This is a genomic window from Variovorax sp. GW822-FHT04A09, from assembly GCF_058801005.1.
In genome coordinates, this window is the sequence record NZ_JBXAMV010000001.1 from 354,963 (window position 1) to 371,076 (window position 16,114).

A 16,114-nucleotide genomic window follows, 5' to 3' on the forward strand; every position below is an offset into this window, starting at 1 on the left:
CTCGTTCACCACCGGATGCCGCGACGCATGCGGTTCAAGCGGCTGCTCATGATCCACGCAACCACCGGCCCGAGCACCATGCCAGCCAGGCAGCTCCACACAACGACATGGCTCCTGAGTTCGAGCAGCCAGGTGAGCATCGGGTACTGAGCGGCCACGGCGTCCGGAAAGCTCCACCAATAGGAAGAGCCGCGGCTGGCGCCCGTGCGTTGCTTGGTGCCGTCGAGCCAGTAGGCGGCCAACGGTGCAAGGCCCAGATAGGCAAACATCGCGGCCCAAGGCCCGAGCACGATGGCGCCCAGGAAGGCGTCGATGAAACGGGAGCGCATCGATTTACCGCTCACGCATGCGCCGCCAGATCAGGTCCGCCGCCTCGCTCGCACTCACCAGCGCCGAGTCGATGACCAGCCGGCTCGTGCTCCAAGCCTCGTAGTCATGCCCAAGCACGGCCTCCCAGCTCGGCAGCGCAAAGCCCGCCATGTCGGCTTCCCGGCTCTCCACGCGTCGGCGGTGTTCAACAACGTCAGAGCACACGACCTCCACCTCCACCAGATGCGATGACGTCTCGGCCGCCACGGCCCGCCACGCCTCACGCGTGACCGACAGCGGATTGACGCAATCAGCAACCACGGACATGCCGAGCGCAAGGTTGGACCGAGCCAGCGCGTAGGCCACGACGTAGCCCGCCGGGCCCACGTCGTCAGTGCGCCCGCTTGCGGTTTTCAGTGCGTGCTCGATGGCGTCGATGCGCAGGTACACCGAGGGGACGCGCGCCACGAGTTCGCGCGCGATGGTGGTCTTGCCTGTGCCTGGCAGTCCGCTCAGGACGATCAGGGTCCGATGTTCCGAAGTCGATCTCATGGAAGGGGATGGCGTCTGCGAAGGGCCGTTCGTCGGCGATCGTACCCACCGTTCGGTCATGCGGGCCCGTCGACCCGTCAGATCAGCGGCACCGTCGCCTCCTTCAGCACCCGCAGCACGAAGTGCGACTTGCTGTGGCGAATGCCGGGGATCTTGTAGAGCTTCTCGCGCAGCAGCCGCTCGTAGTCGCGCGTGTCGCGCACGGCGATGCGGATGTAGTAGTCGTAGTCGCCCGACACGAGGTAGGCCTCCTGGATCTCGGGAATGGTGGCGAGGGTGCGGCCGAAGTCGTACAGGGTTTCGTCGGTGTGGCTCTCGAGGGTGACCTGCACGATGACGGAGTCGTGGTACCCCAGCTTGGCCGGGTCGACGTCGACGGTGTAGCGCTTGATGACGCCCGAGGCCTCGAGCTTCTTGATGCGCGTCCAGCAACTGGTGGGCGACAGGCCGACCTCGTTGCCGATCTCCTGCAGGGTCTTGCGCGAGTCGAGCAGCAGCACCCGCAGGATCGCCAGATCGGTCTTGTCGAAAGATCCTTCGTTGTCTGTCGATGTTTGGCGATTGGTTTTCATGTTTCGAGCTTAAACAGCCAAAAGAAAGAAGCAAATTCTGCATCAAGAGCGGAAGAATTGACGGCATGCGACTGCTCGACCTTCCCCCCACATCCTCGCCCTCCCTCTCGCCGGCCATGCCCGAGACCCCACCCCGCGTGCGCAACGGCGCCGAAGCGCTGCTCGACACGCTGGTCGCGTGCGGCGTCGACACGATCTTCGGCTACCCCGGTGGCGCGGCGCTGCCGCTGTACGACGCGCTGCACGGCGAACCCCGGCTGCGCCATGTGCTGGTGCGCCACGAACAGGCGGCGGTGCATGCGGCCGAGGGCTATGCGCGCAGCACGGGCCGCGTCGGCGTGGTGCTGGTCACCTCGGGGCCGGGCGTGGGCAACACGATCACGGGGCTGCTCGACGCGATGAGTGATTCGGTGCCGGTGCTGTGCATCAGCGGGCAGGTGTCGACGGCGGTGATCGGCACGCAGGCTTTCCAGGAAAGCGACGCGCTGGGCATGTCGCGCCCGGTGACCAAGTGGAACCGGCAGGTGCGTGCAGCCGATGACGTGCCCGCGCTGGTGCGCCGCGCGCTCGACATCGCCACCACCGGCCGCCCCGGCCCGGTGCTGCTCGACGTGCCGAAGGACATCCAGCTCATGCGCCTCTCGCACGGCGCCGCGCCGGCTCCGCTGCGCGCGCTGCGCACGGGCCGCGCACCGCTGCCGCCGCGGGCGATGCTGCAGCGTGCCGCCGACCTGATCTCGACCGCGCGCCGGCCGGTGCTCTACGGCGGCGGCGGGCTCATCAACTCGGGGCCGGCGGCCTGCGAGGCGTTCACGCAGCTGGTGCACCGGCTGCACGCGCCGTGCACGCTCACGCTGATGGGGCTGGGCGCGTTCCCCGCGTCCGACCCGAAGTTCGTCGGCATGCTGGGCATGCACGGCATGCTCGAAGCCAACCTCGCGATGCACGAGGCCGACCTGGTGGTGTGCGTGGGCGCGCGCTTCGACGACCGCGTGACGGGCAAGCTCGACGAGTTCTGCCCGCATGCCCGCAAGATCCACATCGACATCGACCCCGGCAGCATCAACAAGGTGGTGCACGTCGACGTGCCGATGGTGGGCGACTGCGGCGCCATCGTCGAAGCGCTGCTGGGCCTGCTGCCCGACGAGTTTGCGCCCGAGCGGCTGGCGCCGTGGTGGGCGCGCATCGAGCGCTGGCGCGCCGAAGACTGCCTGGCCTTCACGCCGTCGACGGAAGAGATCCTGCCGCAGCAGCTGATGTCGTCGCTGCAGCGGGCCATCGCGGGCCGCGATGCGATCGTCTCGACCGACGTGGGCCAGCACCAGATGTGGGCCGCGCAGTACCTGCGCTTCGACAGCCCGCGCCACTGGCTCACCTCGGGCGGCGCCGGCACCATGGGCTACGGGCTGCCCGCGGCCATCGGCGCGCAGATCGGCCACCCCGACGCGCTCACGGTGTGCGTGAGCGGCGACGCCTCGGTGCTGATGAACATCCAGGAGCTGTCGACTGCCATGCAGCATCGCACCCCGGTGAAGCTGGTGCTGAGCAACAACGGCTACATGGGCATGGTGCGCCAGTGGCAGGAGCTGAACCACGGCAACCGACTGAGCCACAGCTGGAACGAGGCGCTGCCTGATTTCGTGGCGCTGGCGAAGGCTTTTGGGTGGGGCGCGCGGCGGGTGTCCGATCCGGCGGAGCTGGAAGAGGCGTTGGCCGAATGCCTGGCGAGCGACGGGCCGTTCTTTCTCGACGTGCAGGTGGCGGCGCAGGAGAACTGCTTTCCGATGATGCCGTCGGGGTGCGGGCATCACAGGGTGATGCTGGCGAAGGACAGGTGGTACGAAGGGGAGTGAGGGCAGGGGCCTGACAACATCGCGCGGCCTCCATCGCCGCTCACCGCCGCAGACGGCGGCTGACGCGGCGACGCGCTCGGAGCACGTCGCCGCAGCATGCCTCAGGGCGCCCGAACCGGCGTGACCTTGCGGATCAAATTGCCGAAGGTGTCGGCGACATACAGCGTGCCCGCTGCGTTGATCGTGAGCCCCTGAGGCTGATTGAACGTGGCAGCCGCGCCGATGCCGTCTTGCCCACCCGTGACACCCTCTTGGCCGGCGAGCGTGGAGACCACCCCTGCCGGTGTGATCCTGCGCAACAGGCTGCTCCCGAAATCGGCCACGTAGACATTGCCGTCCGCATCGACGGCGACGCCGCGGGGATCGGAGAAAGTCGCGGAGTTCCAGGGTCCATCGGTGGCGCCGGGCGTTCCCGTCCCTGCAAGGGTCGTGACCACCCCGGTGGGGGTGATCTTGCGAATTCGATGGTTGCTGCTGTCGGCGACGTAGAGGTTGCCTGACGCGTCGATGGCCATGTTGTAGCCGAGCCCGAATTTCGCGGCGCTTCCCGTGCCGTCGGCAAAGCCCCGCGGGCTGCTGCCGGCCAGCGTGGTGACATCGCCGGTGGGGGTGATCTTGCGAATGACGCCGCCGAAATACTCCAGAACGTACAGATTGCCGGCAGCATCCACGGCCACCGAGATGGGCGTGTTGAAGGTGGCGGCGGTTCCGTTGCCATCGGTCGTGGTGTTCGTGCCGTTGCCCGCCACCGTGGTCACATCGGCCGCCGGTGTGACCTTGCGGATTCGATGGCCTTGGGCGTCCGCGACGAAGGCGGTGTCGGTCGCGTCCACGGTGAAGCTGGCGAGGTCCTTGAACGAAGCGTTGAGGCCGTTGCCGTCCACCGACGCCAGGTTTCCGTTGCCGGCAAACGTGGTGACGTCGGCCTCGGGCGAAATCTTGCGCAAGAGGTTGTTTGACCAGTCGCCGATGAGCAGACCACCGTTCCTGGTGAGGGCGATGCCGTAAGGGAGATCGAACGATGCGGCCCTGCCCTTGCCGTCGGCGGTGCCCGAGACGCCGGTGCCGGCGAGCGTCTCGACCTTGGCGGCGGTGGCCGAGCAGGCCACCGTCACGTCGCTCACGTCGGCCGAGGCCTTGCCGGTGTCCTTGGTGACGGTACAGAACTGCCACAGAGGTTGCGTACGGATGCTGACCTTGTAGTCCGAGCCCTCGACCAGGGTCGTTGCAAAGGTGAACTTGCCATCGGCCGACAGCTGGAGGTCGTCGCCGGCATTGTTTTGCAGCACCAGGCGGCCTTCAAGGCCGGTGACCGTGCCGCCGATGGAATGCTTCACGACGGGCGGCACTGTCGCCGGAGGGGGCGATGCGACCATCGGCAGAAAAGTACCGCCACCTCCACCCCCGCCGCACGATGCCACCAACATGACCGCACCGGCCACGGCGCCGATTCGCGCGACCGAACTTGCTTGACTGAAAAGCATCTTGACTCCTCTTTATGGTTGTATGACTCAACAAAAAGAAGCCCCCTGCCGACGGGCGTGCAGGGGGTTTCTAAATGTCAATCATTGTTAAAAAGAGTGTCTGATGGCATCCCTGGAACTGGGTATTTTTTGCGGTCGGCCCTCTCATCTGGCGCCAGCAATGGCTCCCTGGTCCGCCAGCCAGGGGGACCTGACAACATCGCGCGGCCTTCATCGCCGCTCACCTTCACCCCAACGCTCTCCCGCAAGCGGGAGAGGGAGTCATTCATTCGGGAGCCGTACGGGAGCCCCCTTCACGAGTGCCCGTCCACCCGCATCTGGAACAGGAAGTAGGGCGGAATGCACGCCCCGCGTCCTTCGGGTTGGCCTTCGGCTTGCGCGCAGATGTAGTCCTCGCGGCAAGGCTGTTGCGCCGAGCAGCTGCGCAGGTTGCCGGGCCGCGTGTGCTTGCTCAGGCAATCGCCGAAGGGTTGCTTGGCTGCCAGGCACTGGTTGAAGTCGCTGAGGATGGCGATGCCACCGCAGGTGCCGTTCGGGTCTTTCGGATCGCAGCGGCCCGAGCACATGCCGCCGGGGAAGCCGACCGAGGTTTTCTCGCACACAGAGTCCGCACCTTCGCACGTCGTGGCGGCGGTGCGGGGCTGCTTCTGCGCGCGGTCGCGCCATGGGTCGGCCGAGGCGGTGATGCGCGTGGGCTCGCAGCTGGCGCCGACGGTGGCTTTGTCGGGCAAGGCGTTCGCATCGTCCGGCGAGGCCAGCGGACGGAACGGGTCGGGCGCGGGCATCGTCAGCGCGGCTTTCACATAGCGTTCGCGCCGCGCCAACTCATCCTGCAGATGCGGCGAGTGCGGCAGCGCGAGCGCGTTGCCGGTCGTGAAGGTGCGCGAGGCGCCGCGCCGGTCCACGCCCAGCAGGTGAAAGCCCGCGACCGCGCGGCTCTGGTGGCAGCCGGCGCAGCTCAGGTCGTCGAGTCGGCGCAGCACGGCCTGCGGGGACTGCAGCGTGCGGCTGCCGGGCACGGGCTGCCAGTCGCCGGGAGCGAACAGCTGTTCGAAGGGGCGATTCGCCAGGCGCTCGAGGCCGCGCGGCGCGACGGAGACCGACTCTGTCGCCAGGAAGCGATCGGGGATGCGCACGGTGGCGCTGTCGAGCGCGCGCAGCGTGTCGGGCTGTTGCAGCCACTGCAGCAGCGCCTTGCGCAGCGGGGCATCGGCCTTGAGCTTCGCGACATCGGGCGTGTTCTCGAGCGGGCCTGCGTCGAAGCGCTGCGTGCCCGCGTTCCAGCGGAAGGCGCGCAGCAGGTACTCGGCATGGCCACCCAGGTCGGGCCGCACGGCCGAGGGCCAGCGCACGCTCTGCAGGTTGGTCGTCACCTGCGCGATGCGGGCCTGCGCGAGCCGCGGCGGCGCGAGCGGGCCGTCGGCCGACACGAGCCAGCGGCCGAGCGCTTCGTCCTTCATCGATGCCTGTGGTGGTTGCCAGCGCCGCGCGGCACTGGCGCAGCTGCCGTCGGCATCGGGCGCGTCGCCGCGCAGCTCGACGGCGACGGTCATCGGCAGGCGCGACTGCATCGCGGCCGAGCGGTAGGCGAGCCGGTACACGAGCCGCGTCTCGCCGCAGGCGCCGGGCTGGAAGGGGCGGCGGTCCATGCGGTTGGCCACGCCGACCAGCTCGAAGAAGGCGTCGGGGCTGGCGAGCCAGCGCGCATCGAAGATCCGGTGCGGGTAGCGCGCGATGCCGACGCCGGCCTGCGGGTCGCGGCGCTGCAGGGCGGCGAGGCTGGTCTTCAGCGGATCGGCGATCGACTGCCACGCGGGCGAGCGTGCGAGCGCCTGGTTGGTGGCGATGCCGCTGGCCGCAGAGGGCACGTCGAACCAGCGGCCGAAACCGGCGCCGGCTTTCTCGGCGGCCTGCAGCGCGACGGGCGAGCTGACGAGCAGCACCGGGTCGGCCGCGTGGGCGAGGGAGGATGCGAGCGCGAGGCCGGCGGTCAGAAGGTGAAGTAGGCGTGACACGCGGACGATTGTGCCGCCGCGATTCAGCCCGTCACCGTCAACGCCATCTTCTGCCGCATGAGCCCGGCCACGGCCACGCCCTGCGGATCGCCCAGCCGCTCCAGCGCGGCGATCACGCCCTTGCGATCGTCTTCCGACCGGTCCTGGTTGAGCTTGAACTTGCCTTCGAGCACGCGCACCGGAATCTCGACCGCCGCGATCATGTCCAGGCGCGGCGCCACGAAGTCGAAGGGCATGGCGTCGAAGTCCCAGTTGCCGCCCAGCGGCGTGTCGTACAGCGCGACAGTGCGGCGCAGCACGGCATGGATGGCCGTGCGCTCCTCGATCACGCGGGGCGTGCCGCGCGCGTGGATCGCGGTGTAGTTCCAGGTCGGGAAGGTGCTCTGCTTCACGTACCAGCTGGGCGTGACGAAGGCATGCGGCCCCTGGAAGATGGCGAGCACTTCGGCGCCCGCGCGCAGCTCGTCGAACTGCGGGTTCTTCTTCGACAGGTGCGTGGTGAGCAGGCCGGGGCCGTCGTCCTGCGCGTCGAGCAGGAAGGGCAGGTGCGTGGCGCTGGCGCCTGATGGGCCCACGGTGATGAGCGTGCCGAAGCTCCACGCGCGGATGCCGGCGTGCAGCATCGCGAGGTCGTCTTCGACGTACGGTTTGGGCGTGTACATGGCGAGGGCTTCAGCGCGCGGCCCGCGCGTGCATCCAGCGGGCGGCGTCGTCGAAGGCGCGGCCCGCCACGTCGGCGATCGACACCGCTTCGAGAAAGCCGTGGATCGTGCCGGGGTAGAGCACGTCGGTCACGGCCACGCCGGCTTCGCGCAGCCGTGCGGCCATGAGCACGCTGTCGTCGTGCAGCGGGTCGCACTCGGTGATCGCCAGGCACGCGGGCGGCAGGCCCTCGAGCCGCGCCGTGAGGCTGGCCAGGCGCGGGTCGCGAAAGTCTTCGGGCCGGCGCAGGTACAGGCCGTAGAACCACACCATCATGTGCAGCGACAGGCCGTACTCGCCCGCGCCGTAGCGCACCACCGACTCGCGGTACAGCTCGGTGCTGTAGGCGCCGTAGTTCAGCAGCATGCCCAGCGGCAGCGCCTCGCCCGCGTCGCGCAGCACGAGGCAGGCGCCCACCGACAGGTTCGCGCCCGCCGAGTCGCCGCCGATGAAGAGCTGCGCGGGGTCGATGTCGAGCGTGCCCGCGTTCGCCGCGAGCCAGCGCATCACGTCGACGCACTCGTCGTGCGGCTGCGGAAACTGCGCTTCAGGCGCCCGCGTGTAGTCGATGCCGATGACGGCGATGCCCGCGCGGCCCGCGTACTCGCGCATCACGCGGTCGTGGGTGTCGAGGCTGAACAGCACGAAGCCGCCGCCGTGGATGTAGACCAGCGCGCCCTGCAGGCTGCGCGCCTGGGGGTAGTGCACGCGGATGCGCACGTTGCCGTGGCGCGTGGGCACCTGCTGTTCGACCGTGCGCGCCATCGTCGGGCCGCCTTCGGTCCACGGCGCGCGCACCTTCTCGGCGTTGGCGCGGCCTTCGGCGATCGGGATGGTGTGGCGCTTCGGGTAGCGGCCGCCCTCGGCCGCCATGAGGCGCATGAACTCGACGATCTGCGGGTCGAGCGGAGGCGGGGCGGTGGGGTTCAGCCAGGTGGCGGGCAAGGAGGAGGCAGTCACGCAAAAACTTTCTCGGAAGGGCAGGAGACAGATTCGGCCAGCGACGCGAGCGGCCGGGGCGTGGCCGCCAGCAGCGCCTGCGTGTAGGCATGGCTCGGCCGGTCGAACACGGCGTCGCGCGGGCCTTGCTCGACGATGCGGCCGCGCTCCATCACGACGACGCGGTCGGCGATCTGCTCGACGGCCGCCAGGTCGTGGCTGATGAAGAGGCACGCAAAGCCGTGGTGCGCCTGCAGGCTCTGAAAGAGCCGCAGCACCTGCGCCTGGATGGTCATGTCGAGCGCGGACACGGGCTCGTCGGCCACCACGAAGGCGGGCCGGCGCACCAGCGCGCGCGCAATCGCCACGCGCTGGCGCTGGCCGCCCGAGAGTTCGTGCGGGTAGCGTGCGCCCAGGCCGTCCAGGCCGACTTCGTCGAGCGTTTCGTGCACGCGCTTCCCGCGCGCGGCGGCGTCGAGCGCGGGCAGGTGGCGCAGCGGTTCGGCCACGATTTCCTGCACGCGCATGCGCGGGTCGAGCGACGAGAACGGGTCCTGGAACACAAGCTGGCAGGCGAGCCGGAAGCGGTGCAGCGCGGCGCGGTCGGCGCTGCGCACGTCGTCGCCGCGAAACAGGATCTGCCCCGCGTGCGACGGCGCGAGCCGCAGGATGGCGCGGCCCAGCGTGGTCTTGCCCGAGCCGCTGCCGCCCACCAGCGCGACCATCTCGCCGGGGTGGATGTCCAGGTCGAGCTGGTCGATGACCTGCACCGGCGCATGGCGCTTGAAGAAGCCGGCGCGCGGGCCGGGGTAGCTCACGCACAGGCCGCGCACCTGCACCAGCGGTTGCTGTGGGGCAGAAGGCACCGGCTTCGCGGCCTGGCGGCGCGGCAGGGCGTCGACCAGCTTGCGGGTGTAGGGCTGCTTCGGGTCGACGAGGATGGCGGGCACGTCGCCCGTCTCCACGAGCTTGCCTTTCTCCAGCACGATGGCGCGCTGCGCATAGCGCCCGACCAGCCCGAGGTTGTGCGTGATGAGCAGCACGGCCGTGCCCTGGTCCTTCGCGAGGCCGACCATCAGGTCGAGCACTTCGCGCTGGCTCAGGGTGTCCAGCGCGGTGGTCGGCTCGTCGGCGATCAGCAGGCGCGGCTGGAGCAGCATCACGCTGGCCAGCATGATGCGCTGGCGCATGCCGCCCGAGAACTCGTGCGGGTAGGCGTGCAGGCAGCGCTCGGGGTCGGCGATCTGCACGCGGCGCAGCATGTCGAGGCAGCGCGCGCGAATCTCGGCGGCCGACAGCTTCGTGTGCATGCGCAGGCCCTCGGCCATCTGCTCGCCGATGCGGTGCACCGGGTTGAGCGAGACCATCGGCTCCTGGAACACCATGCCGATGCCGGGCCCGCGGATGGGGCGCATGGCCTTCACGTCGCGGGTGCTCAGGTCTTCGCCGTCGAACACGATCTGCCCGCCGCTTTGCGCGATGCCGGGCGGCAGCAGCTGCAGGATGGCGCGCGCGGCCATGGTCTTGCCGCTGCCCGATTCGCCCACCACGGCAAGGAACTCGCCAGGGCGCACGTCGAACGAGAGGTCGTGCACCAGCGTCTGGGCGCCGCCGTGCAGGTCGATCTTCAGGTGCCGCACGGAAAGCACGGGCGCTGCGGAAGAGGAGGAATGGGTCATGACTTCTCCGTGCGCGGGTCGAGCCGGTCGCGCAGCGATTCGCCCAGGAGGTTGATGCCCAGCAGCGTGAGCGCGATGCACAGGCCCGGAACCAGGCACAGCCACACGGCCGAGGCCATGTAGGGGCGTGCGCTGGAGAGCATGTTGCCCCAGGTGGGCGCGGGCGGCGGCACGCCCAGGCCGAGGAAGCTCAGGGCGCTTTCCGACAGCAGCACCCAGCCGAACATGCTGGTGGCCAGCACGGCGACGGGCGCCACGCAGTTGGGCAGGATGTGGCGCCACATGGTGTAGATCTCGCCGTTGCCGATCATGCGCGAGGCCTCGACGTACTCGCGCTCGCGCAGCGACAGCACGGTGCCGCGCACCACGCGCACCACCGAGGGCGCATACGCCATGCTCAGCGCGAGCACGATGCCCCACTGGTTGGCGCCCACGATCACCATCACGCCCAGCGCCAGCAGCAGGCCCGGAAAGGCCAGCAGCGTGTCGTTGAAGGCCATGAGCACGCGGTCGGTCCAGCCGCGCACGAAGCCGGCAAGCACGCCCACCACGAGGCCGACGGCGGTGGCCAGTGCCACCGTGAGCAGCGCGATGAGGCAGCTGGTGGAGGCCGCACGCATGGCACGGCTGGCCACGTCGCGCCCGAACTCGTCGGTGCCCAGCCAGTGCGCCATCGAGGGCGGCTGCAGCTTGCCGCGCAGGTCGATGCCCAGCGGGTTGTAGGGCGTCCACAGCGCGGCCACCAGCGCCAGGACCAGCAGCACGCCGATGAGCACGCCGCCCACGAGGGTATGGGTCTTGATCTTTTTCACTGCACTGACACCCGGGGATCGAAGAGGGGATAGCACATGTCCACGATCAGGTTGATGACCACGTAGATGCAGGCCGTGAACAGCAGGCAGCCCTGCAGCACCGGGTAGTCGCGCGCGAAGATCGAATCGATCATCAGGCGGCCCAGGCCGGGCAGGGTGAACACCGTTTCGAGCACCGCGATGCCGCTCAGCAGATGGCCCAGGATGAGGCCGATCATGGTGAGCGTGGGATTGAAGGCGTTGGGCAGCACGTGGCGGCGCAGCACCTGCGACTCGGGCACGCCCTTGGCGCGCGCGTGCGTCACGTACTCGAGCCGCAGCACCTCGATGGTGCTGGCGCGCGACATGCGCGTGAGCACGCCGGTCTCGACCAGCACCAGCGTGACGATCGGCAGGATGACGTACATCAGGCCCTGCGAGAAGTCTTCCGACATGGGCACGTAGCCCACCACCGGCAGCCAGTGCAGGTACTGGCCGAAGAACATCAGCAGCAGCAGGCCGAGCCAGAAGCTCGGCACCGACAGCATCAGCGTGGCCGCGCCGATGATGGCGAGGTCGGTCGGCCGGTCCTTGCGCCAGGCGGCGACGAGGCCGGCGGGCACGGCGATCAGCGAGGCCAGCGCCACGGCGGTGAGCACGATCACGGCGCTCACGTGAAAGCGCTCCCAGATCAGCGGCAGCACGGCCAGGCCGTTGGTGGTCGACACGCCCAGGTCGCCGGTGAGCGCGTGGCGTAGCCACACGACGTACTGGGTGACCAGGGGCTGGTCCAGCCCCATCTGCTGGCGTGCGAGTTCGAGCTGCGCGGGGTCGGCGCCTTCGCCGAGCATGAGCTGCACCGGGTCGCCCGGAATCAGCCGCATGAGCGTGAAGACGGCAATCGACACCAGCAGCAGCGTCGGGACCGTCATGGCGATCCGGCGCAAGAGGTAGGCAAGCATGGCGGCGGCGCCCCGTCAGCCGCGCGCGTCGAGCCGGACGTTCCAGAACCGCGGCTTGGCCGGCGCCCAGCCCTTGAAGCCGGTCACGCTCTTGCGCATGGCGGTGGCGTCGCTGGCGTTGAAGAGCACGACCATCGGCACGTCCTGCAGCATCTGCTTGTGCAGCTCGTCGAACAGCACCTGGCGGCGCGCCTTGTCGCGCGAGACCATGCTTTCGGTGAGCCGGGTCTGCGCGGCGGCGCTGTCCCACACCTTGCGCGGCTGCGTGGCCTTGTCGCCCGACACCATCTCGTAGTTGAGCGAGGGGTCGATGCGCGCCGAGTAGATGAACGCCATGCTCTGGTACTGGCCCTTGGTGTAGCGGTCGAGCTGCGTGGCCCAGTCGAGCACTTCGAGTTCGATGTTGATGCCGGCCTCGGAGGCCATGGCCTGCACCAGCACGGCGGCCGAGTACAGCGCCTCGTAGCGCTTGTTGGCGACGAGCTTGATCGGCTGGCCGCGGTAGCCGGCCTCGGCCAGCAGCTTCCTGGCACCGGCGATGTCGCGCTTGTAGCCGCCGGCCTGCACGGGGCTGTAGAACGGACTGGACGAAGGCACGACCGAGTTGTTGACGGCCGACAGGCCCTCGGTGACCGACTTGGCGATCTCGGGCGTGTCGAGCGCCAGTGCCAGCGCGCGGCGGATGCGCACGTCCTTCAGCAGCGGGTCGGTGGTCTGCAGGAGCAGCGCCACCATGGTCATCACCGGCGTGGTGTCGACGCGCACGTCGCTGCGCCCGCGCATCTCGACCACGTCGGCGGGGCTGGGGCTGATGAAGGCGTCGATGCCGCCGCTGTAGAGCGCGGCCTTGGCCGCGGCCGAGTCGGGAATGACGACGAAGCGCAGGTTCTCGATCTCGGCCTTCTTGCCGCCGGTGAGGCCGTCGCGCGCTTCGGGGCGCGAGGTGTAGCCGTCGAAGCGCGTGAGCTCGATGTACTGGCCGCGCTTCCACTCCTTGATCTTGTAGGGGCCGGTGCCCACGGGCTCCTTCCACTGGCCGTCGGCGCCCAGCGAGCTGCGGTGCACGATGGCGGCGCCGCCGCAGTCGGGGCGCGCCATCATCGTGAGAAACAGCGCGCTCGGGCGCTCGATCTTGAAAACCACCGTCTTCGGCGTGGGCGCTTCCACCGCGAGCACCTTGGTCATGCCCTTGCCGTCGAACTCGGGCAGGCAGCGCCAGCCGCTGGTGGGCTTGAGGTAGCGCTGCCAGCTCCACACCACGTCGTCGGCGGTGAGCACCGCGCCGTTCTGGAACTTCACGCCGTCGCGCAGGGTGAAGGTGTAGGTCAGGCCGTCGGCCGAGGTGTCGACCTTGCTCGCGAGCATCGGGCCGACCGAGGTGTCTTCGCGCAGCGCGACCAGGCCTTCGACGACATGGGTGAGCACGTTGTCGGTGTTGTCGTCGCGGTTGCCGCCGGGGTCGGTGGAGCGGATGTCGGAGTTGATCTGGATCCGCATCGTCTGGCCGGCCGGGGCCTGGGCGAAGGCCGCGCTGGCGGCCAGGCCGAGGCCGAGGGCCAGTGCGGCGGCGGTGCGCGCAGCGGGAGGGAGGGACGGGGGCGTGGGCAGGTTCATGGCAACACTCCTGGCGATGGCGGGGCGGGGCGGGCGGATCAGAGGGAATACTCGGTGAAGCGGTGCGCCTTGAAGGGCGCCGGCGCGATGCGCATCTTTCGTGCCGCCGGGTCCATGACGATGGTCGCCACGGTGGCCGAGGAGGCGCCGCCGGGGCCCGCGCTCGGGCTGCGGCACACGGCGCGCGGCGCGCCGAAGCGATCCTGCAATGCGTCGAGCACGTCCTGCTCGGTGAGCAAAGCTGCTGCGCGCTTGTTGTGCAGCGCCTCGGTCACGCGGCGGTCGCGGTAGAGCGAATCGGGCGTGGTCTCCAGGCTGCGGTCGACCACGCGCGCCAGCGCCGCCGGGGTCTTGAAGTGGTTGGCGTGCACCAGGATGCCGCCTTCGGGCTGTTGCCAGAACACCTGCTCGGGGCAGGTCTCCAGACTCACGGCCTCGCCCTCGGCGTGCGTGATGATCATGTTGTTGGAGATCGAGCGCGCGCTGCGGCACACCACGCCCAGCGCGTTGGCGTACAGCGTCGACTGCAGGATGCCGCGGCGGATCAGCGCCAGCGGCACGCCCTGCTGCTTGCCGTCGTTGTCGGCCTTGATGAAGTTGCCGGTGACGGCGATGCCCGCGCTGTTGAGTCCCGCGCGCGCCAGCGTGCCGGCCTCGGCGAAGGTGAGCATGGCCGGGCCTTCGTCCGGCTGGATGCGCAGCACCACGCCGAGTTCGAGGCTCTCGACGCGCCAGTCCCAGTTCTGCGCATGGATGAGCTTGCCGTCGCGCGCGGCCGAGGGCATGACGACCACGCCGGTGCAGCCGTCGGGCGGTTCGGTGGCTTCGAGCTGCTGGAAGGCGTAGAGCATTTCGCTGCGCGCGTTGAGCGCCACGATGTCTTCGGCCGGCACGCCCGCGCCTTCGGCCACGCCCTCGATCTCGCGCAGCATGCCGGCGTCGAAGGCCTCGACCATCGGCATGAAGCGGCGTGCCAGCGCGCGCGTGCGCTCCCAGCTCAGGCCCACGCGCTCGAAGGCGGCGCGGTAGGTGCGCAGGCTCAGGTCGATGCGGTCGCCGGCGGCGCGGCCGTACTGGCGCCCGCGCTGCTGCGCGTCGCCTTCGATGTCGTAGAGGGGGAACGATTCGATGTCCATGGTGTGTCTTGTCTCCGGGGCTTGTCTTGTCGGTGCGGCGTGAGGGCTCAGGCGGCGGTGTCGGTGGCTTGTGCGGTCTGCGCGATGGCGGCGCGCAGGCTGTCGATGATCTGGTCGATGTGCCGGCGCTCCAGCGTGAACGGCGGCGACAGCGCAATGGTGTCGCCCACCGAGCGCACCAGCACGCCGCTTTCGTCCAGGCAATGTTGCGCCACGGCCTGCGCATGCGTGCCGGGGCCCGAGGCCCAGCCTTGCAGCTCGATGCCGGCCAGCAGGCCGACGTTGCGCACGTCGATCAAGCCCGGCAGGCCGCGCAGGCTGTGCAGGCCGTCTTCGAAGTAGGGCGACAGCTCGGCGGCGCGGGCGATGAGGCCGTCTTCGGTGTACGCGTCGAGCGTGGCCATGGCGGCGGCGCAGGCCAGCGGATGGCCCGAGTAGGTGTAGCCGTGCGAGAGCTCGACCGCGCTCACGCTGCCGTGCATGAAGGCGTCGTGCACCGCGCCGCGCATGAGCACCGCGCCCATCGGCACGGCGCCGTTGGTCAGGCCCTTGGCGGTGGTGATCAGGTCGGGCGTCACGCCGAACAGGTCGGACGCGAAGTTGCTGCCCACGCGTCCGAAGCCGGTGATGACCTCGTCGAAGATCAGCAGGATGCCGTGCTTGTCGCAGATCTCGCGCAGGCGCTTGAGGTAGCCGCGCGGCGGCGGCAGCACGCCGGTGGAGCCGGCCACGGGCTCGACGATCACGGCGGCGATGGTCGAGGCGTCGTGCAGCGAGACCAGCGCTTCGAGCGCGTCGGCCTTGTCGATGCCGTGCGGCGGCTCGCCGCGCGAGAAGGCGTTGCGCGCCAGGTCGAGCGTGTGCGGCAGGTGGTCCACGCCGTTGAGCAGCGGCCCGAAGGTGCTGCGCTGGCGCCCGATGCCGCCCACCGAGATGCCGCCGAAGCCCACGCCGTGGTACGAGCGCTCGCGCCCGATGAGCCGGTAGCGGCCCGCGTCGCCGCGCGCCCGGTGGTAGGCCACGGCGATCTTCAGCGCGGTGTCGACCGACTCGGAGCCCGAGTTGGTGAAGAACACGTGGTCCATGCCGGCCGGCGCCATCTGCGTGAGGCGCTGCGCCAGCGTGAAGGCGGCGGGGTGGCCGATCTGGAAGTTGGAGGCGTAGTCGAGCACGTCGATCTGCGCCTTCATCGCCGCGCTGACCCGCGGGTTGCGGTGCCCGGCGTTCACGCACCACAGGCCGGCGATGGCGTCGAGCACGCGGCGGCCGTCGGCCAGGTCGTAGTACAGGCCCTCGCTGCCGACGATGAGGCGCGGCGCCTGCTTGAACTTGCGGTTGGGCGTGAAGGGCATCCAGAACGCGTCGAGCGAACCGGGTGGCGTTGTCAGGGTATCGGCGGAAGCCACGGTGTTTTTCTCCTTGGAAACGACCCGTCGTCCGGGTCGGCGTGGGGCCGATCTTGAAATCCAAATTGTATTTTTGGCGTGAGATGTACATGGTTTTTTA

The 16,114-nt window shown here is 69.5% G+C and carries 14 protein-coding genes; 1 reads left to right on the forward strand and 13 read right to left on the reverse strand.

Going from position 1 to position 16,114, the window contains the following annotated elements:
• Nucleotides 1-5: 5 nt before the first annotated feature.
• From AC1RLW_RS01495 to AC1RLW_RS01505, 3 genes are all read right to left on the reverse strand, one after another.
• Nucleotides 6-329 carry a hypothetical protein gene (locus tag AC1RLW_RS01495; protein WP_493192029.1) on the reverse strand — a complete coding sequence of 108 codons (324 nt, stop codon included), beginning with the start codon at nucleotides 327-329 and terminating at the stop codon, nucleotides 6-8.
• A 4-nt stretch (nucleotides 330-333) separates the two neighbouring features.
• On the reverse strand, nucleotides 334-861 hold the full coding sequence (locus AC1RLW_RS01500) for a P-loop nucleotide/nucleoside kinase family protein (protein WP_493192030.1): 528 nt from the start codon (nucleotides 859-861) through the stop codon (nucleotides 334-336).
• Between the two features lie 77 nt (nucleotides 862-938).
• Complete coding sequence (locus AC1RLW_RS01505; RefSeq protein ID WP_174250212.1) at nucleotides 939-1,433, reverse strand: Lrp/AsnC family transcriptional regulator; 495 nt, start codon at nucleotides 1,431-1,433, stop codon at nucleotides 939-941.
• Between the two features lie 65 nt (nucleotides 1,434-1,498).
• On the opposite strand from AC1RLW_RS01505, the gene ilvB reads away from it, so the two are divergent.
• Nucleotides 1,499-3,286, forward strand: coding sequence for a biosynthetic-type acetolactate synthase large subunit (ilvB, locus tag AC1RLW_RS01510; RefSeq protein WP_493192031.1), 1,788 nt, complete (start codon nucleotides 1,499-1,501; stop codon nucleotides 3,284-3,286).
• 101 nt (nucleotides 3,287-3,387) lie between these two features.
• Here ilvB and AC1RLW_RS01515 read toward each other — a convergent pair whose 3' ends face one another.
• From AC1RLW_RS01515 to aptA, 10 genes are all read right to left on the reverse strand, one after another.
• A complete protein-coding gene (locus AC1RLW_RS01515) occupies nucleotides 3,388-4,623 on the reverse strand; it encodes an NHL repeat-containing protein (RefSeq protein ID WP_493192032.1) in 1,236 nt (411 codons plus the stop codon).
• A gap of 440 nt (nucleotides 4,624-5,063) precedes the next feature.
• Nucleotides 5,064-6,785 carry a hypothetical protein gene (locus AC1RLW_RS01520; protein WP_493192033.1) on the reverse strand — a complete coding sequence of 574 codons (1,722 nt, stop codon included), beginning with the start codon at nucleotides 6,783-6,785 and terminating at the stop codon, nucleotides 5,064-5,066.
• 23 nt (nucleotides 6,786-6,808) lie between these two features.
• On the reverse strand, nucleotides 6,809-7,447 hold the full coding sequence (locus AC1RLW_RS01525; RefSeq protein ID WP_493192034.1) for an FMN-binding negative transcriptional regulator: 639 nt from the start codon (nucleotides 7,445-7,447) through the stop codon (nucleotides 6,809-6,811).
• Nucleotides 7,448-7,457: 10 nt separating this feature from the next.
• On the reverse strand, nucleotides 7,458-8,447 hold the full coding sequence (locus AC1RLW_RS01530) for an alpha/beta hydrolase fold domain-containing protein (RefSeq protein WP_493192035.1): 990 nt from the start codon (nucleotides 8,445-8,447) through the stop codon (nucleotides 7,458-7,460).
• Nucleotides 8,444-10,105 carry an ABC transporter ATP-binding protein gene (locus AC1RLW_RS01535; RefSeq protein WP_493192036.1) on the reverse strand — a complete coding sequence of 554 codons (1,662 nt, stop codon included), beginning with the start codon at nucleotides 10,103-10,105 and terminating at the stop codon, nucleotides 8,444-8,446. Before AC1RLW_RS01535 ends, AC1RLW_RS01530 begins: the two co-directional genes overlap by 4 nt.
• Nucleotides 10,102-10,917: an ABC transporter permease gene (locus AC1RLW_RS01540; protein ID WP_159271486.1), complete on the reverse strand. Its 816-nt coding sequence runs from the start codon at nucleotides 10,915-10,917 to the stop codon at nucleotides 10,102-10,104. The genes AC1RLW_RS01535 and AC1RLW_RS01540 overlap by 4 nt, the downstream gene beginning before the upstream one ends.
• Complete coding sequence (locus AC1RLW_RS01545) at nucleotides 10,914-11,858, reverse strand: ABC transporter permease (protein ID WP_070061073.1); 945 nt, start codon at nucleotides 11,856-11,858, stop codon at nucleotides 10,914-10,916. Before AC1RLW_RS01545 ends, AC1RLW_RS01540 begins: the two co-directional genes overlap by 4 nt.
• Nucleotides 11,859-11,873: 15 nt before the next feature.
• Nucleotides 11,874-13,472, reverse strand: a complete 1,599-nt coding sequence (locus tag AC1RLW_RS01550; RefSeq protein WP_493192037.1) for an ABC transporter substrate-binding protein — start codon at nucleotides 13,470-13,472, stop codon at nucleotides 11,874-11,876.
• Between the two features lie 38 nt (nucleotides 13,473-13,510).
• A complete protein-coding gene (locus AC1RLW_RS01555) occupies nucleotides 13,511-14,608 on the reverse strand; it encodes a C45 family autoproteolytic acyltransferase/hydrolase (RefSeq protein ID WP_493192038.1) in 1,098 nt (365 codons plus the stop codon).
• Between the two features lie 47 nt (nucleotides 14,609-14,655).
• Entirely contained in the window at nucleotides 14,656-16,014 is a 1,359-nt protein-coding gene (gene aptA / locus AC1RLW_RS01560) for an omega-aminotransferase AptA (protein ID WP_493192039.1), read from the reverse strand.
• Nucleotides 16,015-16,114 lie beyond the last annotated feature (100 nt).

Bases quoted from the DNA above. Each gene is read 5' to 3' on its own strand.
- AC1RLW_RS01495 (WP_493192029.1), bottom strand. From the start codon at position 329: ATGCGCTCCCGTTTCATCGACGCCTTCCTGGGCGCCATCGTGCTCGGG.
- AC1RLW_RS01500 (WP_493192030.1), bottom strand. From the start codon at position 861: ATGAGATCGACTTCGGAACATCGGACCCTGATCGTCCTGAGCGGACTG.
- AC1RLW_RS01505 (WP_174250212.1), bottom strand. From the start codon at position 1,433: ATGAAAACCAATCGCCAAACATCGACAGACAACGAAGGATCTTTCGAC.
- ilvB (WP_493192031.1), top strand. From the start codon at position 1,499: ATGCGACTGCTCGACCTTCCCCCCACATCCTCGCCCTCCCTCTCGCCG.
- AC1RLW_RS01525 (WP_493192034.1), bottom strand. From the start codon at position 7,447: ATGTACACGCCCAAACCGTACGTCGAAGACGACCTCGCGATGCTGCAC.
- AC1RLW_RS01535 (WP_493192036.1), bottom strand. From the start codon at position 10,105: ATGACCCATTCCTCCTCTTCCGCAGCGCCCGTGCTTTCCGTGCGGCAC.
- AC1RLW_RS01545 (WP_070061073.1), bottom strand. From the start codon at position 11,858: ATGCTTGCCTACCTCTTGCGCCGGATCGCCATGACGGTCCCGACGCTG.
- AC1RLW_RS01550 (WP_493192037.1), bottom strand. From the start codon at position 13,472: ATGAACCTGCCCACGCCCCCGTCCCTCCCTCCCGCTGCGCGCACCGCC.
- AC1RLW_RS01555 (WP_493192038.1), bottom strand. From the start codon at position 14,608: ATGGACATCGAATCGTTCCCCCTCTACGACATCGAAGGCGACGCGCAG.